The 23911-nt window shown below is 61.5% G+C and carries 26 protein-coding genes; 21 read left to right on the forward strand and 5 right to left on the reverse strand.

Annotated elements, in window-relative coordinates:
• The first annotated feature begins 2 nt into the window (after positions 1–2).
• Both ONZ54_RS06725 and ONZ54_RS06730 read left to right on the forward strand, forming a co-directional pair.
• Entirely contained in the window at positions 3–986 is a 984-nt protein-coding gene (locus ONZ54_RS06725; protein WP_271787754.1) for an aldo/keto reductase, read from the forward strand.
• On the forward strand, positions 983–1408 hold the full coding sequence (locus ONZ54_RS06730; protein ID WP_059111542.1) for a carboxymuconolactone decarboxylase family protein: 426 nt from the start codon (positions 983–985) through the stop codon (positions 1406–1408). Before ONZ54_RS06725 ends, ONZ54_RS06730 begins: the two co-directional genes overlap by 4 nt.
• Positions 1409–1543: 135 nt before the next feature.
• Here ONZ54_RS06730 and ONZ54_RS06735 read toward each other — a convergent pair whose 3' ends face one another.
• Positions 1544–2443 (reverse strand): DMT family transporter, encoded by a 900-nt coding sequence (locus ONZ54_RS06735; RefSeq protein WP_271787755.1) that lies wholly within the window; start codon positions 2441–2443, stop codon positions 1544–1546.
• A 104-nt stretch (positions 2444–2547) separates the two neighbouring features.
• On the opposite strand from ONZ54_RS06735, the gene ONZ54_RS06740 reads away from it, so the two are divergent.
• A complete protein-coding gene (locus tag ONZ54_RS06740; RefSeq protein WP_271787756.1) occupies positions 2548–3348 on the forward strand; it encodes an AraC family transcriptional regulator in 801 nt (266 codons plus the stop codon).
• 39 nt (positions 3349–3387) lie between these two features.
• On the opposite strand, the gene ONZ54_RS06745 is transcribed toward ONZ54_RS06740, so the two are convergent.
• Positions 3388–4272, reverse strand: a complete 885-nt coding sequence (locus ONZ54_RS06745) for a LysR family transcriptional regulator (RefSeq protein ID WP_042467960.1) — start codon at positions 4270–4272, stop codon at positions 3388–3390.
• 103 nt (positions 4273–4375) lie between these two features.
• On the opposite strand from ONZ54_RS06745, the gene ONZ54_RS06750 reads away from it, so the two are divergent.
• The 3 genes from ONZ54_RS06750 (at position 4376) to ONZ54_RS06760 (ending at position 6310) form a co-directional block, all read left to right on the forward strand.
• Positions 4376–5002, forward strand: coding sequence for an NADPH-dependent F420 reductase (locus ONZ54_RS06750; protein WP_271787757.1), 627 nt, complete (start codon positions 4376–4378; stop codon positions 5000–5002).
• A 55-nt stretch (positions 5003–5057) separates the two neighbouring features.
• Complete coding sequence (locus tag ONZ54_RS06755) at positions 5058–6056, forward strand: alpha/beta fold hydrolase (protein WP_271787758.1); 999 nt, start codon at positions 5058–5060, stop codon at positions 6054–6056.
• Positions 6057–6127: 71 nt separating this feature from the next.
• The gene (locus tag ONZ54_RS06760) at positions 6128–6310 is read left to right on the forward strand and encodes a tautomerase family protein (protein WP_017411344.1); all 183 of its coding nucleotides are present in this window, start codon (positions 6128–6130) and stop codon (positions 6308–6310) included.
• A 172-nt stretch (positions 6311–6482) separates the two neighbouring features.
• Here ONZ54_RS06760 and exaC read toward each other — a convergent pair whose 3' ends face one another.
• A complete protein-coding gene (gene exaC / locus ONZ54_RS06765) occupies positions 6483–8000 on the reverse strand; it encodes an acetaldehyde dehydrogenase ExaC (RefSeq protein WP_271787759.1) in 1518 nt (505 codons plus the stop codon).
• Between the two features lie 247 nt (positions 8001–8247).
• Between exaC and ONZ54_RS06770 the strand changes: the two genes are divergently transcribed.
• From ONZ54_RS06770 to ONZ54_RS06835, 14 genes are all read left to right on the forward strand, one after another.
• Complete coding sequence (locus ONZ54_RS06770) at positions 8248–9933, forward strand: sigma-54-dependent Fis family transcriptional regulator (RefSeq protein ID WP_271787760.1); 1686 nt, start codon at positions 8248–8250, stop codon at positions 9931–9933.
• Between the two features lie 329 nt (positions 9934–10262).
• On the forward strand, positions 10263–11573 hold the full coding sequence (locus tag ONZ54_RS06775; protein WP_271787761.1) for a GGDEF domain-containing protein: 1311 nt from the start codon (positions 10263–10265) through the stop codon (positions 11571–11573).
• Between the two features lie 148 nt (positions 11574–11721).
• On the forward strand, positions 11722–12132 hold the full coding sequence (locus ONZ54_RS06780) for a VOC family protein (RefSeq protein WP_271787762.1): 411 nt from the start codon (positions 11722–11724) through the stop codon (positions 12130–12132).
• Positions 12133–12234: 102 nt separating this feature from the next.
• Complete coding sequence (phoB, locus tag ONZ54_RS06785) at positions 12235–12924, forward strand: phosphate regulon transcriptional regulator PhoB (protein WP_005316860.1); 690 nt, start codon at positions 12235–12237, stop codon at positions 12922–12924.
• 8 nt (positions 12925–12932) lie between these two features.
• Positions 12933–14228, forward strand: a complete 1296-nt coding sequence (gene phoR / locus ONZ54_RS06790; RefSeq protein ID WP_271787763.1) for a phosphate regulon sensor histidine kinase PhoR — start codon at positions 12933–12935, stop codon at positions 14226–14228.
• Between the two features lie 176 nt (positions 14229–14404).
• Entirely contained in the window at positions 14405–15379 is a 975-nt protein-coding gene (locus ONZ54_RS06795; protein WP_271787764.1) for a PstS family phosphate ABC transporter substrate-binding protein, read from the forward strand.
• 164 nt (positions 15380–15543) lie between these two features.
• Positions 15544–16350: a M48 family metallopeptidase gene (locus ONZ54_RS06800; RefSeq protein WP_271787765.1), complete on the forward strand. Its 807-nt coding sequence runs from the start codon at positions 15544–15546 to the stop codon at positions 16348–16350.
• Complete coding sequence (locus tag ONZ54_RS06805; protein ID WP_087755177.1) at positions 16338–16844, forward strand: GNAT family N-acetyltransferase; 507 nt, start codon at positions 16338–16340, stop codon at positions 16842–16844. The genes ONZ54_RS06800 and ONZ54_RS06805 overlap by 13 nt, the downstream gene beginning before the upstream one ends.
• A gap of 110 nt (positions 16845–16954) precedes the next feature.
• Positions 16955–17857 (forward strand): ROK family protein, encoded by a 903-nt coding sequence (locus tag ONZ54_RS06810; RefSeq protein WP_271787766.1) that lies wholly within the window; start codon positions 16955–16957, stop codon positions 17855–17857.
• Between the two features lie 41 nt (positions 17858–17898).
• A complete protein-coding gene (locus ONZ54_RS06815) occupies positions 17899–18645 on the forward strand; it encodes a copper homeostasis protein CutC (protein WP_021138789.1) in 747 nt (248 codons plus the stop codon).
• Between the two features lie 181 nt (positions 18646–18826).
• Complete coding sequence (locus tag ONZ54_RS06820; RefSeq protein WP_005316846.1) at positions 18827–19438, forward strand: FKBP-type peptidyl-prolyl cis-trans isomerase; 612 nt, start codon at positions 18827–18829, stop codon at positions 19436–19438.
• A 141-nt stretch (positions 19439–19579) separates the two neighbouring features.
• The gene (locus ONZ54_RS06825) at positions 19580–20461 is read left to right on the forward strand and encodes an ABC transporter ATP-binding protein (protein ID WP_271787767.1); all 882 of its coding nucleotides are present in this window, start codon (positions 19580–19582) and stop codon (positions 20459–20461) included.
• 94 nt (positions 20462–20555) lie between these two features.
• On the forward strand, positions 20556–21569 hold the full coding sequence (locus tag ONZ54_RS06830) for an ABC transporter permease (protein ID WP_271787768.1): 1014 nt from the start codon (positions 20556–20558) through the stop codon (positions 21567–21569).
• Entirely contained in the window at positions 21566–21880 is a 315-nt protein-coding gene (locus ONZ54_RS06835) for a DUF2845 domain-containing protein (protein WP_005316840.1), read from the forward strand. The genes ONZ54_RS06830 and ONZ54_RS06835 overlap by 4 nt, the downstream gene beginning before the upstream one ends.
• 55 nt (positions 21881–21935) lie before the next feature.
• Here the strand turns inward: ONZ54_RS06835 and ONZ54_RS06840 are convergent, their stop codons facing one another.
• Positions 21936–22151: a DUF1107 domain-containing protein gene (locus ONZ54_RS06840; protein WP_021138793.1), complete on the reverse strand. Its 216-nt coding sequence runs from the start codon at positions 22149–22151 to the stop codon at positions 21936–21938.
• 208 nt (positions 22152–22359) lie between these two features.
• On the opposite strand from ONZ54_RS06840, the gene yfcD reads away from it, so the two are divergent.
• Entirely contained in the window at positions 22360–22842 is a 483-nt protein-coding gene (yfcD, locus tag ONZ54_RS06845) for an NUDIX hydrolase YfcD (protein WP_271787769.1), read from the forward strand.
• Between the two features lie 78 nt (positions 22843–22920).
• Here the strand turns inward: yfcD and ONZ54_RS06850 are convergent, their stop codons facing one another.
• Positions 22921–23847 (reverse strand): phenylacetate--CoA ligase family protein, encoded by a 927-nt coding sequence (locus ONZ54_RS06850; RefSeq protein ID WP_271787770.1) that lies wholly within the window; start codon positions 23845–23847, stop codon positions 22921–22923.
• Positions 23848–23911: the final 64 nt, after the last annotated feature.

Here is a 23911-nt window from a genome sequence, read left to right on the forward strand (position 1 = left end):
GTATGCAACGACGAACACTGGGCACTGATCTGGACGTATCCGCCATGGGCCTCGGCTGCATGGGCATGAGTGAGTTTTATGGTCCGCGGGATGATGAGCAGGCGCTGCGGGTGCTGGCCAGGGCCGTCGAGATGGGGATCGATTTTCTCGACACCGCCGACATGTATGGCCCGCACCACAATGAAGTCCTGATAGGCCGTTTCCTGGCGACCCACGGAACCGGGGTCAAGGTCGCCACCAAGTTCGGCATAGTGCGTCAGAGCGGCGAGTACAGGCGCACCCTGGACAACAGCGTCCAATATGCACGGCAGAGCTGTGAAGCCTCGTTGCGCCGGCTAGGGGTCGAGCAGATAGACCTCTACTATGTGCATCGTATCGACCCGGCTCACCCCATCGAAGAGACGATGGCAGGGCTGGCGCAGCTGGTGCAGGAGGGCAAGATTGCCCGTATCGGCCTGTGCGAGGTCAGCGCGGCCACCTTGAGGCGTGCCCATGCCGTGCATCCGGTGGCGGCGGTGCAGACGGAATATTCCCTCTGGACGCGGGATGTCGAAGCCCAGGTGCTGCCGACCTGCCGCGCGCTGGGCATAGGTCTGGTGGCCTATTCCCCCTTGGGGCGCGGCTTTCTGACCGGACGTTTCCAGCAGGATACTGCGTTTGAAGAGGGTGACTTTCGGGCCAACCTGCCGCGCTTTCAACAGGAAAACATCGCCACCAATCGCTCGCTGGTGGAGGTGATCATGGCCCTGGCGGCACGCAAGCAGTGCACAACGGCGCAGATCGCCCTGGCCTGGCTGCTGGCGCAGGGGGATGACATAGTGCCCATCCCCGGCACAAGGCGGATCCCCCATCTGCTGGACAACCTGGGCGCCCTGTCGGTGCGTCTGGAGGCCGGGGATCTCGCCGCGCTGGACAGTGCCATCAGGGCCTTGCCAGTGGCAGGGGATCGCTATACCCGGGAAGGCATGAAGGGGGTGAACGCATGAGCGGCTTATCGTCCGAGCGGCGTGAACAGGCCTTCGCGCTGCTGGCCCGGCTCGACCCGCAGGCGCCGGATCAGGTCGCGGCGAATCTGGATGCCCTGTCGCCAGATTTTGCCGAACTGGTGTTGGGATTTGCCTTTGCCGATGTGCTCTCCCGTCCCGGTATTGATCTCTGCACCCGTGAGATGCTTACCGTCGCTGCGCTGATGGCGATGGGCAATGCGCCCGGGCAGCTCGAATTTCATATCCGGGCCGCGTTGAATGTGGGCGTCAGCCGGGAAACCATCATCGAAATCCTGCTCCAGATCGCCGTCTATGCCGGTGTCCCGGCCTGCATGAATGGCATCAGCGCGGCCCGAAAAGCCTTTGCTGCTCATGACAAGGCCCGGCGCGACCCGCACAAGGCGCACCACGAGCAAACCTGAATAACAGTCGTGTCGGGAGGGGCTTACCATTGGCGCCGGGGCAATTGAGCCCGCGGGTGTTAGCGTTGATATGCAAACAAGAAGGGAGCCTCGGCTCCCTTCTTGTGTTGTGCTGCAGCGGCTTGTCTCGCCGGTTTATGCCTCTTCCACAAGGGCGGGGCGTACCCTGGGCTTGAACTGGGAGAGCATGACGCCGCCCAGGATCAGGCCGCCGCCGAGCAGGTGATAGCCGTGAATGGGCTCCCCCAGGGTGATGACGGCGATCAGCGCCGTGCACAGCGGCATCAGGTTCATGAACACAGAGGTGCGCTCCGCTCCCATGCAGGCGAGGCCGCGCATCCAGCAGTAGGCCGCCAGCAGGGAGGAGGCGAGCCCGGCAAACAGCACCAGACCCCAGCCCTCGGCGGGCACCGCCAGGGAGTCTGCGCTGAGGGCGACCGGGATGAGCAGCAGCACAGCCAGCAGGATCTGCATGTAGAGGTTGAGCCAGGGGCCAAACGGCAGTTGCCAGCGGCGGATCAGCAGGCCGTAGAGGGCGTAGCTGGCGGAGCCGAGCAGCATGAGCCCGTCCCCGGGGTTGATGCCGTCTTGCAGCAGGGCCAGGGGCTGGCCCTGGCTCAGCAGCCAGAACACCCCGAACAGGGAGATGCTCATGCCGAGCAGCGCCTGCTTGCCCGGGCGCTGGCCGAAGAAGAGGGCGCTCTGCAGCAGGGTCAGCAGCGGAATGAGCGAACCTATGACCCCCATGTTGGTGGCCGAGGTGGTGTGGGCGGCGTAATAGGCGAGGCACTGGTAAAGCACCATGCCAAGGGCTGCCAGCACCAGCAGCTTGCCGAGCCAGGGGCGGATTTCGCGACGGCGGCGCCACAGTTGTGGCAGGCAGAAGGGGGTCAGCGCCAGGGCGGCGATCACCCAGCGGTAAAAGGAGATGGCGGCGGGATCCAGCACATCGGCGGCGGCCTTGGACACCACTGTATTGGTGGCCCAGATCAGCACGGCCATCAGCGGGAACATAAGCGGGAAGAAGATACGCATCAAAGGCTCCTTATTATCGAGATGGCCAGTCTACCCTTGTCTTTCTGTTATCAAGTAACGTAAAACTGACAATTCATCCCGCAGAAAGGACAAGTTGCCCTGATATGGCACTACATCACTATCACTCGACGGACATAGCCCTGCCCGAGCCCAATCCACTCTATCTGCGCTATCAGCAGATCCAGGCCGAGAGTGCCTGCGCGCCCCACAGCCACCCCTGGGGCCAGCTCAGCCTGATAAGCCTGGGGGTGATGGAGATAGTGCTGGACGATCACCGGCTGGTGGCTCCCGCCGACTACCTCATCTGGGTGCCGGCGGATCTGGAGCACGCCTCCTACAACCAGCAGGCCCTCGACTACACCTCCATCTATGTCAATCACGCCCTGGCGGCCAGACTGCCTGCCGAGCCCTGCCTGCTGGAAATGACGCCGCTCATCCGGGCCATGCTGGCAGATTTTTGCGAGCGCAAGCTGGGCCATATGCAGGATGAATGGGATGTGCGCCAGGCCGAGCTGCTGGTGGAGAAGCTGACCCGCACCCGCTGCCAGGACAGCTACCTGCCCATGAGCCAGGACAAGCTGCTGGGCCCCATGCTGGCGGCTCTGCGCAGCGACCCTGCCGATCCGCGCACCCTGGCCCAGTGGGCCGAGCAGTTGCACAGCACGGAGCGCACCCTGGCCCGGCGCTGCGTGCGGGAATTGGGGATGAACTTCGGCCAGTGGCGGGCCCGGCTCAAGTTGCTCAAGGCGCTGGCCTGGCTCAAGGGGGAATTGCCGGTGCAGGAAATTGGCTGGCGGCTCGGTTACGGCTCCACCTCGGCCTTTATCGCCATGTTCAACCGTGAGCTGGGCTGCTCACCCCAGCGCTATCGCCAGCAGTTGGGAGGGAGCGAGAAGCCTGAATAACAGTCAGGGCTTCCGCTATTGCGGCTGGGCACCTCCTGCTCAGGCTCCAAACCTGCTCACTGCAAAATCGATGAAGCTGCGCAGCTTGGGTGTCATGCGGCGGTCAGGGGCGTACAGAAGATGGAGAGGGCGCGTTGGCACCTTGAAATCGGGCAGTACTTCAATCAGTCTGCCAGCGTCCAGGTCGTCACGCACCAGCTCTTCCGGTTGCAAGAAAAGGCCAAGCCCGCCGCGTGCCGCCATCAGCAGGGCTTCACCGCTATCGACCATCAGTTTGCCGGATACCGGGACTGAGATGTCACCATCCGGCCCCAGGAAAGTCCAGTGTGTGCGTAGCTCCGTATGGGAAAAACCCAGACATTCGTGCTGTGTCAGCTCCTCCGGGTGGTGGATCGGTGCCCGGCCAGCCAGGTAGGATGGTGCTGCGCAGAGCTTCAGGTGGTAAGGCGCCAGCTTGCGGGCGATGAGCCCGCTGTCTGCCAATTCTCCGACCCGGAAGGCAACATCGAAGCCTTCGTCCACCAGATCGACAAAGCGATTGGAGAGCGACATATCCACCGAGACATCGGGGTGTGCGCTCATATAGTCAGGCAGGTGCTTCGTCAGTGCGTGAATGCCGAAGGAGACGGGCGCATTGATGCGCAAGCGTCCGCGCGGAGTGCCTTCGCTGATCGCCACCATCCCCTCGGCCGCCTCCACGTCGGCCAGAATGCTCTTCACCCGTTCGTAAAAGATAAAGCCTGCCTCAGTGAGATGTTGCCTGCGGGTAGTGCGATTGATCAGCCGGATCCCCAGATGTTGTTCCAGTGCCTGCACATGCTTGCCCACCAGTTGGGAAGACATTCGCAGGGCCTCTCCGGCCGCTGAGAAGGAGCCCTGCTCTACGGCCTTGGCGAACACACTCATGCTTTGCAAGCGATCCATTGCAAACTCTCCGTTTCAAGTCATGCATCATTTTCTCTATTTATCCTGATTGGTTTCAAGTTTTAAAGTGAGCGCATCACCTTATCCGTCAGGAACAAGCGTCATGAAAGTTGCAATTATTGGTACGGGCAATATGGGGGTGGGTTTGGCTGCCGCACTGGCGGGAGCAGGACATGACGTCAGCATAGGTGCACGCGATCTGGCCAAGGCCGCGGCGCTGGCAGAGCGCATTGGTCATGGGGCAATCGGCGGCGACATTGCTGCCGCGGTCAGAGTGGCCGACGTCGTGGTACTGGCGTTACCCTTTGGCGCCATGGAAGCGGCTATCGAGTCGGCGGGGGATGTGTCCGGGAAGGTATTAGTCGATATATCCAACCCGATCAGCGCCGACTACAAGGAACTTGTCATTGGGCACACCACGTCTGCCGCCGAGGAGATCCAGAAACTGGCTCCGAAAGCCCAGGTAGTCAAAGCGTTCAATACCATCTTTGCATCATTATTTGCCCCAGAAGCCCGCGAGGGGAAGGTGTTGCAAGTCTTCATTGCCGGCGATGCGGATACCGCCAAGGCCTCTGTTGCTGAACTGGCAACGTCCATCGGCTTTGATAGCGTAGATGCCGGACCGCTCTCCAACAGCCGTTTCATCGAACCGATTGGCGAGATGAACATCCACTTTGGCTATTTCCTCGGCAAAGGCCCGGCTGTGGCTCCTGTCTGGGTGCAAGTGTGAACAGCTGGATCCAGTTTGGCCCGTCTGGTGCGGGCTACTTTCCTCAAAGGTCATCATGAAAACTGGATGTCGTACTGCGCTGACGGCGCTGAGTCTGCTCATCTCTTCTGGCCTGGCGCTGGCAGCCCCGGCTATCGAGGTGCTGGGCAAGGACTTTGTCTTCCCCAATAGGCTGGAGGGATTACCCGCGAGGTTGTCGGACTTCAAGGGGCTGCAAATCAACCGCTTTACCACCAGCGATGATGTGACACTGAGCTACTGGGAGGCCGGATCTGGTCACCCGCTGGTCTTTATTCCCGGCTGGTCGGCCAATGGCGCTGAATACATCAACCTGATGTTTATCCTCGCCAAGCATTATCGCGTGATTGTGCTCGACCCGCGCAATCAGGGGCTGTCGGACAAGGTTGGCTACGGCAATCGGATTGCCCGCTACGCAATGGATCTCAAGGAGCTGAATCATCACCTGAATATCAGGTCGGCTGATTACTGTGGCTGGTCGATGGGGGCATCTGTGCTGTGGAGCTATATCGACCTCTTCGGAGGTCAGGGCATTCGCAAAGCGGTTTTTGTGGATGAGCCTGTGGCCATAGTGGCTAGAGCCCATTGGTCCGCACAGGAGCGCAGGGATACCGGCGCCTTGATGCCTTCGGCCGATCGGCTGATAGAGGCATTGCAAGCACCTGTGCCGAAGGATCCGGATCCGCAAACGACCCACTTTCTTGCCCGCGCCAAATTGCGTGACTCGCCCTACTTCGTCAATTCCGAACGTTTTGGCGAGTCGGTGATCCACCAGGATCCGGCCGCCATGATGCAGGTTATGTACGACCACGGCTCCAACGATTGGCGCGATGTGCTGCGCCACAAGATCCGGATGCCGGTGGCCATCTTCAGCGGAGAGTACAGCGCCAATCTTGCAAGCCAGCGCTGGGCACAATCCGTGATCCCGGGGGCGAAACTGTACGTTTACACCAAGGCAGAACAGGGAGATCACTTCCTGATGTTCAAAAACCCGTTCAAATTCACGCAAGACCTGCGTGAATTTCTTGAGCACTAATCCACCATCACGGCTTGTCTTTGCTCACTCGCTGGCAAGCCAATCGCATTGTTTACTACAAGGAGATCACCATGCCCGTCGTTCGCGTTACCTGGTTTGAAGGTAAAGAAACAGGGACCAAACAGGTCGTTGCAGCAGAAATCACCGAGAGCATAGTGCGCAATACAGGAACAGATCCGAAATATATCTATGTCATCTTTGAAGACGTGGCCCCATCGGACTGGGCCGGAGAAGGCAAGTTGTTCGGCGATTAATCCATCGCCACATCCCGGAGTTCACGCGATTCACCTCAGCCAGCCTGAGTCAGGGTGCCGGTTGCAAGGCATGTACATGACTGTCACTCACATTCGACTCCTAGCCTGTGGGGTCGGATGAGCAATAACAACAAGGGCGCCCGCAGGCGCCCTTGTTGATGACAGGATGGGCTTAGAAGAAGCCGAGGGGATTGATGTCGTGGCTCACCAGCAGGTTCTTGGTGTTCTGGTAGTGGTCCAGCATCATCTTGTGGGTCTCGCGGCCTATCCCTGACTTCTTGTAACCGCCAAAGGCGGCGTGGGCCGGGTAGGCGTGGTAGCAGTTGACCCAGACCCGGCCAGCCTGAATGCCGCGCCCCATGCGCCAGGCCAGGTTGCTGTCGCGGGTCCACAGACCCGCCCCCAGGCCGTACTGGGTGTCGTTGGCAATGGCCAGCGCATCCGCCTCGTCCTTGAAGGTGGTGACCCCGAGCGCCGGTCCGAAGATCTCCTCCTGGAACACCCGCATCTTGTTCTGGCCCGAGAAGATGGTGGGCTGGATGTAGAAGCCCCCCTCCAGCCCGCTCACCTTGGCCGGGCCGCCGCCGATCAGCATCTTGGCCCCCTCGCCACGGCCTATCTCCATGTAGCTCAGGATCTTGTCGAACTGCTCGCGGGACGCCTGCGCCCCGACCTGAGTAGCGGTGTCCAAGGGGTTGCCCTGCACGATTGTGCGGGCGCGGGCCAGCACCCTGTCCATAAAGTCGTCGTAGATCTTCTCGTGTACCAGCGCGCGGGAGGGGCAGGTGCACACCTCGCCCTGGTTGAAGAAGGTCATCAGCATGCCTTCCACCGCCTTGTCGATGTACTGGCTCTCGTGCTGCATCACATCGGCAAAATAGATGTTGGGGGATTTGCCGCCCAGCTCGACGGTGGAGGGGATCAGCTTGTCGGCGGCGCAGCGCAGTATATGGGCGCCGACTTCAGTCGAACCGGTAAAGGCCAGCTTCTGGATCCGATCGCTGGTGGCCAGCGCCTGACCCGCCTCGGCGCCGAAGCCGTTGACCACGTTGACCACGCCGGGGGGCAGTATGTCCTTGATGAGATCCATCATCAACATGATGGTGACCGGGGTCTGTTCGGCGGGCTTGAGCACGCTGCAGCAGCCTGCCGCCAGCACAGGGGCCAGCTTCCAGGCCGCCATCAGCAGCGGGAAGTTCCAGGGGATGATCTGGCCGACCACGCCGATGGGTTCCTTGAAGTGGTAGCTGACGGTGTGCTGATCCAGCTCGGCGGCCGAGCCCTCCTGGGCACGGATGCAGCCGGCGAAGTAGCGGAAGTGATCCACCACCAGCGGCAGGTCGGCGGCCAGGGTCTCGCGCACCGCCTTGCCGTTCTCCCAGGTCTCGGCGATGGCGAGCACTTCGATGTTCTGCTCGATGCGATCGGCGATGCGCAGCAGCAGGTTGCTGCGCTCGGTGACGCTGGTCTTGCTCCAGCTGACGAACGCCTTGTGGGCAGCATCCAGCGCCAGATCTATGTCGGCGGCATCGGAGCGGGCCACCTCGCAGAACACCCGGCCATCCACCGGCGAGATGTTCTCGAAATAGCGACCGGCGCGGGGGGCCACCCAGTCGCCCCCGATGAAGTTGTCGTAACGGGACTTGAAGCTGACCAGGGCACCTGCCTGACCGGGAGCGGTATAAATCATCTCATCATCCTTATGTGTGTGAAGGTCCTGCCCGGCTGCACGTGCTGGCTGGCCGGGGTGGTACGCAGGGGGTATCGCAAGGGCCATGCCAAAGGGTCTGACCAGCGGGCAAAAGGTTACAAAAACGTTACCAAATGGGGTGCGGCAGCGTATCTTGATTAACCAATGACCCCGGCCGTGACGATGACACTGTGCCGTTTCTGAACAGTGGCCGCGACAGTCGTGCCGTTTGTGAACAGGAGGCGTGATGAGCGAGTTACCGCAGTACAGTTCCAGCCCCAGTCCGATCCAGCGTTCCTGGCAGCGCTGCCTGCATCAGGGTCTGCTCCGCCAGCAGAGTGCCGAGCTGGATCTGCTGCCCCAAGGAGAGTTGTCGGCCCGCCAGGAGGCGCACAGGACGCTGATTGCCTGCTTCCAGCGCTTCGTGTTGCCGCTGTTTGCCCAGTTGCTGGCGGGCAGACCCTGTCGCCTGCTGCTGTGTGACGGTGAGGGGGCCATACTGGCCGCCAGCGGTGACGACGGCTTTGCCCGCCACGCCGAGCGCATCTTTTTGCGCAGCGGCGCCCGCTGGGGGGAAGCGAGCAAGGGAACCAACGCCATCGGTACCGCGCTCGCCGAGCAGAGCGAGGTGCAGGTGCTCGGCAATCAGCATTTCTTCGCCCAGCACAGCTTCCTCAGTTGCAGCGCCTGCCCCCTGCTCGGGCCGGACGGGCAATTGCTCGGGGTACTCGACATCTCCACTGACGCGGCCCACCACGACGGCGACATGCTGGGCACGGTTCGGCTCTTGGCCATGACGCTGGAAAACGCGCTGCTGGCGCGCCAGCCGGGCTGGCTGGTGGATCTCGATCCCCAGAGTCTCTGGTCCGCCCGTTTGCTGCTGGGGGAGGGGGGCGAGCTGCTCGGCGCCAACCGGGCCGGCCGGCTCTGGCTCGGCCAGCACCCCTTCGACGGCAAGCAACTGCTACGGGATCGGCGCGGTTTGCGGCTGGTGCCGGAGGCCGGCCCCGTTGCGGCCCTGCCCGGCTTGCCGGCCGATGCTGGCGGCTCGCACGGCCAGCAGGTGCCGCTCAAGATGCTGGAGCGCGGCATCTCGCTGCTTGTCGAGGGGGAGACCGGCAGCGGCAAGGAGCACCTGGTGCGTGCCCTGCACCGCCAGTCGAGCCGACAGGACAAGCCCCTGGTGTGTGTCAACTGTGGCGCCCTGCCGGCAGATCTGGTGGAGGCCGAGCTGTTTGGTTATGTGGGCGGGGCCTTCAGTGGCGCCCGCAGCCAGGGCAGTCAGGGCTATCTGCGCGCCGCCCACGGCGGCATCCTGATGCTGGATGAAATTGGCGAGCTGCCGCTGTTGGCCCAGACCCGGCTGCTGCGGGTGCTGCAGGAGCGCAGTGTTACCCCGGTCGGCAGCCACAGACCTGAGCCGGTGGATTTCTGGCTGGTCAGCGCCAGCCACCAGGATCTGGCTGCCATGGTGCAGGCCGGGACGTTTCGCGAGGACCTCTATTACCGGGTCTGCGGCTGGCGCCAGCAGCTGACACCGCTGCGGGCATGGTCACAGGGCGATCGCCAGGGATTGATCCAGCGCCTGCTCTCGGAGATGGACCCGGCCCTGCAGTTGACGCCGGAGGCGGAGCAGCAACTGCTGGCCCATCCCTTGCCCGGCAACGTGCGCCAGCTCAAGCAGGCGTTGGAGGTGGCCTGCGTGCTGGCGGAAGGGCTGGGCTGGATTGAGCCCGCTCACCTGCATCTGCCCTATGTGCCCACAGAGGCATGTGCCTTGCCGATGGGGGGACGGGCCACCACCTTGCGTGAACAGAACCGGCTGCGGGTGCAGCAGACCCTGGCGGCGTGCGGGGGCAATGTGAGCGAGGCGGCGCGCCAGCTCGGCATCAGTCGCACCACCCTCTACCGGGCGCTGCGTGAAGGACCCTGAGGGCTTTGTTGCCCGCCATTCCCCTTGTGCAAGATGAGCCATCAGGGCCCTTTTTATTGATTTCTCTTTATTTTTCATGGCATGGAGTGTTCTATCCTGAGATTCACAATCTGATTGGCAAGTGCGTGATTTCCCGGGGCGCCAACCTGGTGCCTCCCGCCTGGTGCAGTACGGCTGCGCCTGATCCCGGGGTCGGTCCGGGTCTGTCTGCCGGTACCCGGCTGAAGAAATACGGTATGGCGCCGGTGTTGGCGCGTGTAATAACCACGGGATCCGGGCGTGCGGATCTCGGGGTATGGATTCAGAGCACCTAGTCGGGTGGAGCCTATATGACCTTTTCCTATTCTCGTCTGGCCAATGTGCTGTTTTGGGTATTGCTGGGATTGAGCCTGCTGGCGATCCTGCTGTTTGAATTCGGGCCGGATCGGCGGCTCGACATGCTGGCCAATGCCCGCCTGTCGGTGGCGGTGCAGGATGACAGGATCCATGATGGCGCCTCTGTCACTACCTTGCTGTCGGCCGCCGGCCAGCAAAGCGGTTATCCTGCGCCGACGGACAAGCCAGCCATCGACTGCCAGTTGCGCGAAGGTTATGAGTACCCCTTCTGTGAACTGATCCTGACGCTGAGTCTGCCGGAGCAGGGCATTGATCTCTCCCGCTTCGAGGGGGCGCGCATCCAGCTGCAGGTCGAGGGGCCAGAGCCCCAGTTTTGGCGCCTCTATCTGCGCAACTACCACCCGATTTACTCTCGGGCGGGTGATGCCACCTCCCACAAGTTCAACGAGGTGATCTTTCGTCCCGATGATTACGGGCGGCTGCAGGACGTGCCGCTGCGGGTCTTCACGCCAGCCACTTGGTGGATCCAGCAGTACCGCATTCCGCTGGCCCAGCAGGGGGAAGACCTGCGCCATGTCTACGCAGTGGAAATCGCCTCCGGCATCGGCATGCAGCCAGGCCACTACCGGCTGGTGCTGGAGCGGATGGAGTTCTATGGTCGCTGGGTGCAACCGGGAGCCTTCTATCGTCCCCTGCTGCTGAGCTGGCTGGTTTACGGCCTGCTGCTGTTCATGGTGCAGCACCTGTTGATGCGGGATCGATTGCGCAAGGCCCGTGAGGCCAGACAGGCGGCGGAGGCGCGCAGCCAGAGCCTCTGCGAGCAGACCCGGCGCACCGAGGAGGAGGCCAGGTACGATCCCCTGACCGGCGCCCTCAACCGGTTCGGTGGCAACAAGCTGCTGGCCGAGCTCGGCGATATGCCCCTCTCTTTCATCTACATCGACATAGATCACTTCAAGCTCGTCAACGATGGCCATGGTCACCCGGTTGGGGACGAGGTGCTCAAGCACATGGTGAGCGAAGTCCTGCGCCACTGCGATAGCTTGTGCCGGCTGGTGCGCTGGGGCGGGGAGGAGTTCGTGCTGGTCTGCCTGCACTACGAACAAGCCCGTGCCAAGGCGCTGGCGGAGCGGCTGCGAGCCGCCCTGGTGGCTTATCCGCACTGGCCATTGGCGCTGTCCATCACGGCCTCGTTCGGGGTGGCGGAGCGGCGCGGGGATCCCCTGGAGCAGGTTCTCAAGCGGGCCGACGAGGCGCTCTATCAGGCCAAAAAGCGGGGTCGCAACCGGGTCGAGGTGGAATAGGAGGTGGAATAGAACGCAGGTCTGGCGGCCGGGGAAGGGCTGCTCCTTCGAGCGGGGCATTGCTGCTGGAGCCCAAGACGCCAAGCCGCTATGATGCGCGCCAGCCGGGGCGTTGGTCCCCTTCATTCATCTGTTGAGGTTATTCCCCATGGCACAACACATTGGCGCTTTGGCCCTGCTGGTGGCCGACTATGACGAGGCCATCGCCTTCTTTACCCTGGGGTTGGGTTTTACATTGCTGGAAGACACTCCCCTCGATGAACCGGGTAAACCGGGCAAGCGCTGGGTGCGGGTTGCGCCTGCCGGCGCGCCCGGCTCGGCGCTCTTGCTGGCTCGCGCCGCCACGCCCGAGCAGCAGGCCTCCATCGGTCAACAGGGCGGTGGCCGGGTATTTCTGTTCCTCGAAACCGATGATTTCTGGACCGATTACCAGCGCATGCTGGACTACGGTGTTCATTTTTGTGAACAGCCACGTAGCGAGCCATACGGCATGGTGGTGGTGTTCGAGGATATCAGTGGCAACCGCTGGGACCTGCTGCAACTCACTGCTGCCAACTGAATCTGAAAACGTTTATCATCCCGCCTGTCATAAAGTCATAAAAGTGTCACAGAAAATTCTAATAATTGGCGCACCCATCTTCACACAGGAGAGAGAAGGGATATGGCTAAGCGAATTCTGGTGGTCGAGGACGAAGCACCGATCCGCGAAATGCTCTGCTTCGTGCTTGAGCAAAAGGGATACGAAACAATCGAGGCGGAAGATTACGCCGATGGACTGGCGAAGGTGTGTGAACCCTACCCCGAACTCATAGTGCTGGACTGGATGATGCCCGGTGGCAGTGGCATTCAGTTCATCAAGCAACTCAAGCAGGATGAGGTGACCCGCCAGATCCCTGTGGTGATGCTGACCGCCCGTGGTGAGGAAGAGGACAAGGTACGCGGCCTGGAGGCCGGCGCCGATGACTACATCACCAAGCCCTTCTCCCCCAAGGAGTTGACCGCCCGCCTGCACGCCGTGATGCGCCGCGTCTCCCCCACCTCGGTGGACGAGGTGATCGAGGTGCAGGGGCTCAAGCTGGATCCGGTTTCCCATAGAGTCAGTGCCGAAGAGAGGGCGCTGGACATGGGACCGACCGAGTTCAAGTTGCTGCACTTCTTCATGACTCACCCCGAGCGGGTGTACAGCCGCGAGCAGTTGCTCAACAATGTCTGGGGTACCAATGTGTATGTCGAGGACAGAACCGTAGATGTGCATATTCGTCGCTTGCGCAAGGCCATTGAAGAGACGGGTCACGATCGATTGATTCAGACGGTGCGCGGCGCAGGCTATCGCTTCTCAACCCGTCTGTAGAGGAAGTTATGTTGCAACCTTATGCCTGGCGGCGACAGTTGTGGCGGATGGCGTTCTTCTATGCGCCTTTCGTTCTGGTCGGCTGGTTGACGAATACCCTCGCCCTTTGCCTGCTGGCAGCTACTGTGCTGCATCTGGGCTGGCACTATCGCTTCCTGAAGCGGCTGTCGGACTGGCTGTGGCACGATCGCAGCCTGGTTCCCCCCAACGGCAGCGGCAGCTGGGAGTATATTTTCAACGGCATCTACAAGTTGCAGCAGCGTCACCGGGCCCGTCGCCGCGAGCTGGCGGGTCTTATCCGCCGCTTTCGGGAGGGTGCCGAGGCCCTGCCCGATGCCGCAGTCGTGTTTCGCACCGATGGCAGTATCCTCTGGTGCAATCGACTGGCGGAGCAACTGCTTGGTTTTCGCTGGCCGGAAGATGCCGGTCAGCACATAGGCAACCTCATTCGCAATCCGGCCTTCGGTGCCTATCTGGGCAAGGGTCAGTATGACGAACCGTTCGAGATGAACTCACCCATCAATGAGGAGAAGTTTCTCGAGTTTCGCATCATGCCCTACGCCGAGGATCAGGCCATGCTGGTGGTGCGGGATGTCACCCGGCTGCGCAGCCTGGAGAAGACCCGCAAGCATTTCGTTTCCAACGTCTCCCACGAACTGCGTACCCCGCTCACCGTGCTCAAGGGCTATCTGGAGATGACCGAAGAGCCGCCGCCGCCCGCCATGTGGGCCAAGGCGCACAAGGTGATGATGGAACAGACCATCCGGATGGATAATCTGGTGAATCAGCTGCTTACCTTGTCCCGTATCGAGGCGGCTCCGACAGTGGATCTCTCCCATCTGGTGGACATGCCCGCGATGCTGGGATTGCTGGAGCAGGAGGCGCGGGCGCTGTCGGGGGAGCGGGCACACCAGATTGAATTTCTGGTGCAACCGAACCTTTTCGTGCGAGGGGATAATGATCAGCTGCGCAGCGCCGTCTCCAACCTGGTCTACAACGCCATTCACTACACACCGGCGGGGCGCAAGATCAGCGTGGCATGGCGCAAGCAGGGCGCCATGGCGCTGTTTGTGGTGGAGGATGAAGGAGAGGGGATTGCTCCCGAGCATCTGGCGCGGCTGACCGAACGTTTCTATCGGGTCGACAAGGCTCGCTCACGGCATACCGGCGGCTCCGGGCTTGGGCTCGCCATCGTCAAGCACGCCTTGAGCCATCACGACTGTCAGCTCGATATCGAGAGTCGGGTCGGTGCTGGCAGCCGTTTCAGCTTTCTCATTCCAGCCCGTATGGTCGTGGTTAAATAGTCTTTACCGGCAATAAGTTAGCAAAAGAGAGGGCAGCGGAAGCTGCCCTCTCTTCATTTGGTCAAAACCCTTGTCATGTCATTAAAGTGTCACATTAAATCCATAAATTTGTCACTGCCAGGTCAGATACTGGCGCCGTCTTAAGAACGGACCTTCTGTAACTTTGGAGAGATTGGATGAAACTCAACAAACTGGCTGGTGTAATCGGATTTACCGCAGCAACCCTGTTTTCTGTCAGCGCTCTGGCTGCCGGTGTGGATAAAGACCTGCCGGATTACACTCCGACCAGCGGCATCTCGGGCAACCTGTCCTCTGTCGGCTCTGACACCCTGGCCAACATGATGACCTTGTGGGCCGAAGAATTTAAGCGCATGTATCCCAACGTCAACGTGCAGATCCAGGCCGCCGGTTCCTCAACCGCACCGACTGCACTGACCGAAGGTGTTGCCCAGTTCGGCCCTATGAGCCGCGGCATGAAGTCCGGTGAGGAAGAGGCGTTCGAGAAGCGTTACGGTTACAAGCCCACTGCCATCCGCGTCGCGGTCGATGCCCTGGCCGTGTTCGTCAACAAGGACAACCCCATCAAGGGGCTGACCATGCAACAAGTGGATGCCGTCTTCTCCAACACCCTCAAGTGCGGCGAAGCCAAGGCTGCCACCAAGTGGTCTGATCTGGGTCTGGATGGCAACTGGTCTTCCAAGGATCTGCAACTGTTCGGTCGCAACTCAGTCTCCGGTACTTACGGTTACTTCAAGGAGCACGCCCTGTGTGATGGCGACTTCAAGAGCGGCGTGAACGAGCAGCCCGGTTCCGCTTCCGTGGTGCAGTCCGTCTCTGCTTCCCTGAACGGCATAGGTTACTCCGGTATCGGTTATGTCACCTCGGGTGTGCGCGCCGTACCGCTGTCCAAAGATGGCAAGACCTTCATCGAAGCCACCGCTGATAACGCCATCACCGGCAAGTATCCGCTGTCGCGCTTCCTGTACGTTTACGTGAACAAGCACCCGAACAAGCCGCTGGCCCCGATGGAGCAGGAGTTCGTGAAGATGATGCTCTCCAAGGCGGGTCAAAGCATAGTCGCCAAAGATGGTTACGTGCCTGTCCCGGCCAAAGTGGTCGAAGCCGACCTGAAGAAACTGGGCATAATGTAAACCGGTTTCCTCTCAAAGACGGGCCCCAGCGGGGCCCGTTTTCTTTTTAAGCAAGCCGGTAATAAGGGGATGTGACTGCTTTCGCCGAACCGGGCAATTTGTCGACTTGCGCCGGACGCCTGCATTTCCGAAAATAGGGCATCTTTATGGTGAAGGACACCTCCATGACATCTCCCCTGTTCAAGCTCGGCCTGGCGGCGCTCTGTTCTACCCTGCTAGCCAGTTGTGCCCAGTCTCCTACCGGTCGTAGCCAGATGCTGCTGTTTTCGCCCCAGCAGATGAGCAAGCTGGGTGCCGACTCCTTCGAGCAGATGAAAAAGCAGGAGAAGGTGAGCAAGGATGCCAAGCTCAATGCCTATGTCTCCTGTGTTGCCAAGGCGGTCACCGCCCAGGTGCCCGCCAGCTATGGCATCACCAGTTGGGAGGTGGTGGTGTTTGACTCCAAGCAGGTCAACGCCTTCGCCCTGCCCGGTGGCAAGATAGGGGTCTATAGCGGCCTGCTCAAGGTCGCCAAGAATCAGGATCAGCTCGCTACCGTCATCGGTCACGAGCTGACCCACGTGCTGGCCCAGCACTCCAACGAGCGACTCTCCCGCAGCCAGCTGACCGGTCTCGGTCTGGCGGCGGCGGATATCGCCATGGGCAGCAGCGAATATCGCGGTGCCACCATGACGGCGCTGGGGCTCGGGGTCGAGGTGGGCGTCATGCTGCCCTATGGCCGCGAGCAGGAGAGCGAAGCGGACAGGCTGGGCCTGGACTTGATGGCCCGTGGCGGTTTCAATCCTGCTGAAGCCGTTCCCCTGTGGCAGAACATGAGTGCCGCCGCCGGTGGCAAGGCGCCGCCGCAACTGCTCTCCACCCACCCCAGCAACGAAAACCGGATCGCCGAGTTGCAGGCCCAGCAGGCCGAGGCCCGGCCGCTCTATGAGCAGGCGCGCGCCTCCGGTCTGGTCCCCCAATGCAAGGCATAAGCCTGCGCATGGCGCGGCTTGATGATGCCCCCGCAATGACGGTGATGCAGCGGGCCAGCTGGCTCGCTGCCTACGGTGAGGTGCTTGGCAACGACATGCTGGCCCAGCTGGCGGTGACCGAACATCTGCAAATCTGGCGCAGCCGGCTCGCCGAGCCGGGCCCAAGACCCATGCTGCTCTGTCTGGATGAGGTGGTCATCGGCCTGCTCTACTGGCAGCTGGCGCAAGAGGGTGAATATCCCACCGCCTGGATCCGGGCGTTTTACCTCCACCCCGATCATTGGCGCCAGGGTTATGGCAAGCGGCTGTGGCAGGCGGTGGCCATGCAGATGCGGCGCGCCGGTTGTGAAGGCGTCAGATTGTGGCTGCTCGATGGCAATCGGGTCGGGGAGGGTTTTTACCTGCGTCGTGGCTTCGCCTTCGATGGCCAGGAGCGCACCCTGATGAGCCTTGGCCAGGCTTGCCTGCAACGGCAAATGTTCCGTTTGCTTTGATCCGGCTCCCGTTTTTCGCCCCCGATCACTTTATTTTTTTTGCGAATTAATACAATGTGCCCCTCTGGACAGGCTGAGGTGAGGCAACTCGCCGACAAGGGAGTGTGAGCATGTATTACGGCTTTGATATCGGTGGCACCAAGATAGCGTTCGCTGTGTATGACGGCGGCTTGAATCTCTGTCATGAGGAGCGCATGAGCACTCCCGGCAATGATTACGAGGGGTTGCAGCAGCTGATCTGCCAGCGGGTACTCGAGGCTGACGCCCGCTTCAGTGCAAGAGGCTCCGTGGGCATCGGCTTTCCCGGTATCCTCAATCGGCACGATCACAGCATAGTGGCGGCGAACCTGCCCTCCATCAATGGTCGCCATCTGGGCGCCGATCTGGCCGAGCGTTTGGGTTGTATGGTCAAGGTGGACAACGATGCCAACTGCTTTCTCTGGTCGGAGGTGCACCAGGGCGCGGCGGCAGGGGCTGACAGCGCGCTGGGGGTCACCATAGGCACCGGCATAGGTGGTGCCGTCTATCTGGCCGGCAAACTCATTCAGGGCCGTAACTGGCTGGCGGGGGAGATAGGTCACTACCCCTTGCCGGCCACCATGCTGATGAAGTATCCCGACCTGCCTCGTCCCCGTTGCGGCTGTGGCCGCCTGGTCTGTTTTGAAACCTATGCGTCCGGCAGCGGGCTGGAGCGGCTCTACCACCATTTTCACGGTCAGCGTGCCAGCGGCCACCAGATAGTGGAACGCTTCGAGGCTCATGAGCCTGATGCGGTGGCTACGGTCGACTGCTGGCTCGAGATCATGGCTGCCGGACTCGCTACCGCCATCTCTGTGGTTGATCCCGAGGTGGTCGTGCTGGGGGGCGGCTTGAGCGGTCTGCCCGCCCTGTACCAACAGTTGCCGCTGCGTCTGCCCGGCCACCTGCTGCCCGGTGTCGCTCTGCCCGAGATCCGCCAGGCCCGCTTCGGCGGTGCCGGTGGGGTGCGGGGTGCGGCCTTGCTCAATTTATGAGATCAGATGTGCTGTCTGATCTCTCCAATAAAGGAGTCATCATGACCCGTCTTGAAATTTGTATCGACAACCTGGAATCCCTGTTCACCGCCCAGCAAGCCGGCGCAGATCGCATCGAGCTTTGCTCTGCGCTGGGGCTGGGTGGTTTGACCCCCTCCTATGGTTTCATGCAGCTGGCCGCCCGCCACGCCAGCGTCCCTGTCTATGCCATGATCCGTCCCCGTGCAGGGGATTTCTGCTTCAGCGAAGGGGAGTTCGAGATGATGCTGCAGGATATCGCCGCCGCCCGCGCAGCCGGGTTGCAAGGTGTGGTGGTGGGGCTGCTGGATGAAGAGGGGCGGGTGCCTGCTGCCCAGCTCAGGCAACTGGTCGCGGCAGCCGGTCCCCTTGGCGTCACCTTCCATCGCGCCATCGATCTCTGCTCCGACTGGCGTGCCGATCTGGAGGTCATCATAGCGGCCGGTTGTGAGCGGATCCTCACGTCAGGTCATGCACCGACGGCGCTGGCGGGGCTCGAGACCTTGCAGGCCATGCAACAGGCGTTGGCAGGCCGGGCCACCCTGATGCCAGGTGCCGGGATCAATGCCGACAACGTGCGCACCATCATCGAATTTACTGGTGTGAACGAGGTGCACATGTCCGGCATGGGCTGGCGCGGCGGTATGGTACCCCATGGAGTCAATATGGGTACCTCTGATGACGGCCGGGTCAATATCACCGACGGTGCCAAGGTAGCCGCAGTGCGGGCCCTGCTGGATCGCGCTGATGTCACAGAAAGTGAGGTTTGAGTCCAAAGGCTCACAGCGCCATTGCGCCTGACAGGATCGCCGCCGATGGGCGGCGTTCGCACCTGACTGGTGTGAACTCGCTCTCACGGGCGGGGAAATCAGGGCGACCGGCGGCAGCACCTGGCCGAAAAGTCTGATATTATCCCGCCTCTTTATTACTTGGATCTGGAGCAACATCTCAATGTCCCAATACGACTCTATCGAACAGAAGGCCAGCTATGGCATCGGCCGCAACATGGGCGAGCAACTGGCGCAGCAAGCGTTCGCCGGTCTGGATATCCCGGCCCTGCAACAAGGTCTGGCAGATGCCCTGAATGGTCTGGAGTTCGCGGTCAGCCGTGACGATATCAATGATGCCTTCCAGGTTATCACTGCACGCATGCAGGAAGAGCAGGAAGCCGTTGCCAAGGCGGCCGCCGCCGATGGCGAAGCCTTCCTGGCTGACAACGCCAAGCGTGCCGACGTCAAGGTGACCGACTCGGGTCTGCAATACGAAGTCATGGTAGAAGGCAATGGCGCCGTGCCGGTGGCCGGTCAGTCCGTGCGCGTGCACTACCACGGTACCTTCACCCACGGTGGCGTGTTTGACAGCTCTGTCGCCCGTGGCGAGCCGGCTGAATTCCCGGTGACTGGCGTCATCGCCGGTTGGGTTGAAGCCCTGCAACTGATGCCGGTTGGCTCCAAGTGGAAGCTCTATATTCCGCAGGATCTGGCCTATGGTGCTCGTGGTGCCGGTTCCATCCCGCCCTACTCTGCCCTGGTATTCGAAGTGGAGCTGCTGGACATTCTGTGATCCGGCTGGCTTGATGCAAACGGCGACCTTAGGGTCGCCGTTTCTGTTTGAGGCTCCCCTGCCTGGCGGGCCCTTGTCGATAGACAATGTGCCTTTGCAAAAGATTTGGATATAGTCAGGGCTTCTCCTGGGAGACAAGTCATGGCAGCCATCATCGAAGTCGTCGATCTCATCAAGCACTTTCCCGGCGTCAAGGCGGTGGACGGGCTCAGCTTTGCCATTCCAGCCGGTTGCTGTTTCGGTCTGCTCGGCCCGAACGGGGCGGGCAAGACCACCACCATAGAGTTGCTGGAGGGCGTCCTCACCCCGGATAGCGGCCAGATCCTGTTCCATGGCGCCCATCGCGGCCCCGATTACCGCTCCCGCATCGGCATCCAGTTCCAGCATACTGCGCTGCAGGATTTTCTGACTGTGCGCGATACCCTGCGCCTGTTTGCCAGCCTCTACCCCCATCCTTTGCCCCAGGAGCGGCTCATCGAGCTGTGTGCCCTGGGCGAATTCATCGACCGTGACAGCCGCAAGCTCTCCGGCGGTCAGCGTCAGCGCCTGCTGCTGGCGCTCGCTCTGCTCGGTGACCCCGAGTTGCTGTTTCTGGATGAACCCACTACCGGGCTGGATCCCCAGGCCCGCCACCACTTCTGGCAGCGCATCGAAGCGATCAAGGCCCAGGGCAAGACGGTGGTGCTCACTACCCACTACATGGATGAAGCGCAGCAGTTGTGCGATCTCATCGCCATCGTCGATCACGGTCACTTGCTCAGCCTGGATACCCCCACGGCCTTGCTGGCCCAGCATTTTGACGGTGTGCTGGTGCGATTACCGGATCACCCGGCCCTCGCCGGCCTGGGCTATCCGCTCCTGCCCCACGGCGATCAGGTGGAGCTGACCTGTCCCGACGTGGCACTCCTGCTGCCGCAGTTGCTCAGCCTTGGAGTCCCGCTGACCGGCATGCAGGTACGTTCTCCCAACCTGGAGGATCTCTTTTTGCACCTGACCGGCCATAGCCTGAGGAGTGGCGCATGAGCAGCATGACAAGACGCCGTGTTGGCACCCACCTCCATCCGCGAGACTTGCGGTGGTCGCGCCGCTCGTCAGCTTGGTGTGCAAGGAGCGGAGCATGAAAGGCGCCATAAAACGGATCGGTGCGCTTTTTTATGCCCGCAATCTGGAGTTTGTGCGGGACAGGGCGGCCCTGGTGTGGAATCTGGCCTTCCCGCTGTTGCTGGTGATAGGTTTCTCCCTCATCTTCTCCGGCCCGCCCAAGCCGCTGGTGCAGATGGGGGTAGTGGGGGACTTGCCTGCTGCCTATGCGCCCCTGAACGCCATTCCGCTGCTCAAACTCATTCCCTATGACGATGAGCAAAAGGGGCGACTCAAGGTACGCCACCATCAGCTGGATCTGCTGCTCTCGCCCGGTTCGGGTCGCTACTGGGTCAACCCGGATGCCGCCCAGGGGGCGCTGGCCGAATACCTGCTGCGCCAGGCGATTTTTCAGCCACTGGTGAAAGAGACTCTGAGCGGTCAGGCGATCCGTTATGGTGACTGGCTGTTGCCCGGAGTGATCGGCATGAACCTGATGTTTTCCGGCCTGTTCGGGGTCGGCTTCGTCATAGTCCGTTACCGCAAGAACGGTGTGCTCAAGCGATTGAGGGCAACGCCGCTCTCCGCCGCCGAGTTTCTCTGTGCCCAGTTGCTGTCGCGGATCCTGATTACCCTGGTGGTGAGCCTGCTGGTGTTTCTGGTGGCCTACGGCCTGCTTGGTGTGCCCCTGCTCGGCTCTGGCTGGTTGCTGCTTCTTATCGCCCTGGTGGGCGGGGCCGCCATGGCGTCACTGGGTCTGCTCATCGCCGCCCGCATTCAGAACGAAGAGCTGGCAAGCGGCCTGCTCAACGTCATCAGCATGCCCATGATGTTTCTCTCCGGGGTCTGGTTCTCGCTGGAAGGGGCGCCGGTCTGGCTGCAACAGCTGGCGGCCTGGCTACCGCTCAGCCAGATCATCACGGCGGCCCGTGCCGTCATGCTGGAAGGGGCTGGCTGGGCCGAGGTGGCTGCACCGCTGGGCTTGGTTGTACTGTTTACCCTCTCTTGTCTCACCCTGGGCAGTGCCCTGTTTAAATGGAATAGCCAATGAAACGACCTCTGGATCTGGGGGCCGCCCTGGCCCTGCTGTTACTGAGCATACCGGCCAGTGCCGATGCCATGCGTTGCAAGAACGCCCTCATCACAGAGGGGGACAGCACAGCCGAGATGCTGCTCAAGTGTGGCGAGCCCATGCTGCGTGAAACCTTGACCCGCAACGAGGTGAACCAGTTTGGCAATCTGGTACAGGTCACATACGGTGAGCGCTGGACCTACAACTTTGGCAAGAATGCCTTCATGCGTTTCGTGACAGTGCGCAACGGTGTGGTCACCGACATAGAAAATGGCCCGCGCGGCGACTAGCCGGCGGGCAAAAACGTGTATGGAAGCAGACTACAAACAGAAAGGACTATGGAAGTTACCCCAACAGCAGGCTGGTGTGACGCAGGCCGCGAACCTCCAGATTGATCTGCCGGGCCAGACTCAGGGTCTGACGGCAGGTCAGGCTCTGCAGATTGATCTCTCCGCCGCTGAATTCGAATCGCCCCAGTGCCTCCACCATGAAGCTGCCGCGATGGAAGCTCTTGATGTAGCGGGCAATCTGGCGGGGAGACAAGTTCTTGAACACCTTCATCACAAAACACCTGTTGCTTGGACAGGGCACACTATGCCGTCCATGGGTGACACTAATGTGACATTTAATAAAGGTTTGTATGAATCCGTATGACGGCGGGTATCCGGGGAGCGTGTCTGTACCCATGAGGTGAAAAAGTGCTGCCCTGACCCCTCCTTGCCCCGATATACTGCGGGCAATTGAACGACATGAGCGAAAGGGCCTGCGCGTGGAATGGGTGGATGTGGTTGATGCGGATAACCGGGTGATCGGGGTGGCCGAACGGGCCAGGGTGCGGCGGGAGAACCTGTGCCATCGCGCCAGTTATATTCTGGTGCTCGACCAGACGGATCGGATCCTGGTGCAGCGGCGCACCCTCAGCAAGGATTTCTGCCCCGGCATGCTGGATGCCTGCGCCGGTGGTGTGGTGACCACGGGCGAACAGATGGAGCCCTCTGCCCGCCGCGAGCTGGCCGAAGAGCTGGGCATCGAAGATGTGCCCCTGCAGGGGTTTGGTACCTTCTATGCAGAGGGGGAGGGCTACCGGGTCTGGGGTGGCCTCTACAGCTGTCATTATCAGGGGCTGCTGCGCTTGCAGGTTGAAGAGGTGAGCGAGGTGCACTGGATGAGCCAGGCCGAGATCGCCGCCCGCGCCACCGAGTTTACCCCGGATTCCCTGCTTGCCATCGCCACCTGGCAGGCGAGGCGGTAAGCCTCTTCTTCAGATATTCTCCTCGCCGGAGACAAGACGGGCAGCCAGATGGCTGCCCGTTTGCATTTTTTGCATTGGTTACACCAGCCTGAGGCGCCGATTGGTGCGCCCGCACGGACTGGCCCCCGCCAGCCAGTGACCCTGCCATTCGGTGACCAGCCGCAACAGGGGATATTCCAGGTCGAGCCGGGTCACCACCAGCTGACCGACCGCATCGCCGATGACCGGCTCCGAGGTGGCGAGATCGATGATCTCGACGATGCAGCTTTCGTTGACGATAAAGCCCTGACCGGGCTGACTCTCGTAGGCGAGCACTCCCAGATCCTGCAACACCAGGCAGTTGAGTGCCCGGATACCGTGGACCGCCTGCAGTGGCGCCGTGTCGGGGTGGGAGGTTTCGCACAAAAGGGCGGAGCGCAGGCTGTCGCTCGGGATCTCGGCCAGCTCCGCCGCTTCCAGCAGATCCAGCAGCGCCGCCAGTGGCCCGACAAAGCCTGTCGGCTCGTAGCGTTGCAGGGCCTCCAATTGACGGCGGGTATCGTGGGGGCCACAAGGCACCACGGGTGCCCCCAGCTGGCGAGCGCCGTTGTCGAAGATGAAGGCGGTGGGGCTGATATGGTAATCGTGGCCGTTGAGCAGCACTTCCCCCGCCTTGAAACCGGCGGCAAACAGGGCCCGTGCCGCGCCCCACCAGTCCGCGCCCGCATATTCGGGAATGGCCAGCTGGCCCGGACAGGCGAAGACCCGCAGCGCCTGACTGGCCGGCCGACCCGTGAGGCCGGCGAAGGGCGGATGGGCCTGCTGGGCGGCAAACAGGTCGGTGGCGTCGAGCAGGGGCAGTGTGGCCAGCTCGCCCAACTCCTGCAAACGGCGCTGGCGATAGGCGCTGGAGTAACCGGCGCAATACTGGCCGACATGGGTGAGCAGGTGATTGAGCTGCTCCAGTTGTTGTTGCTCTCGCAAGGGGGAGGGGCGAATTTCCAGTCCGTCGTAATAGTGCTGCATGAGGCCTCCTTGGTCGGCTGATCCTGCTCAAGGTTAGTTCAAATGGCGATGCAGATGGGGGTGT

The sequence above is a fragment of the Aeromonas salmonicida genome, assembly GCF_028355655.1.
GTDB lineage: Bacteria > Pseudomonadota > Gammaproteobacteria > Enterobacterales > Aeromonadaceae > Aeromonas > Aeromonas salmonicida.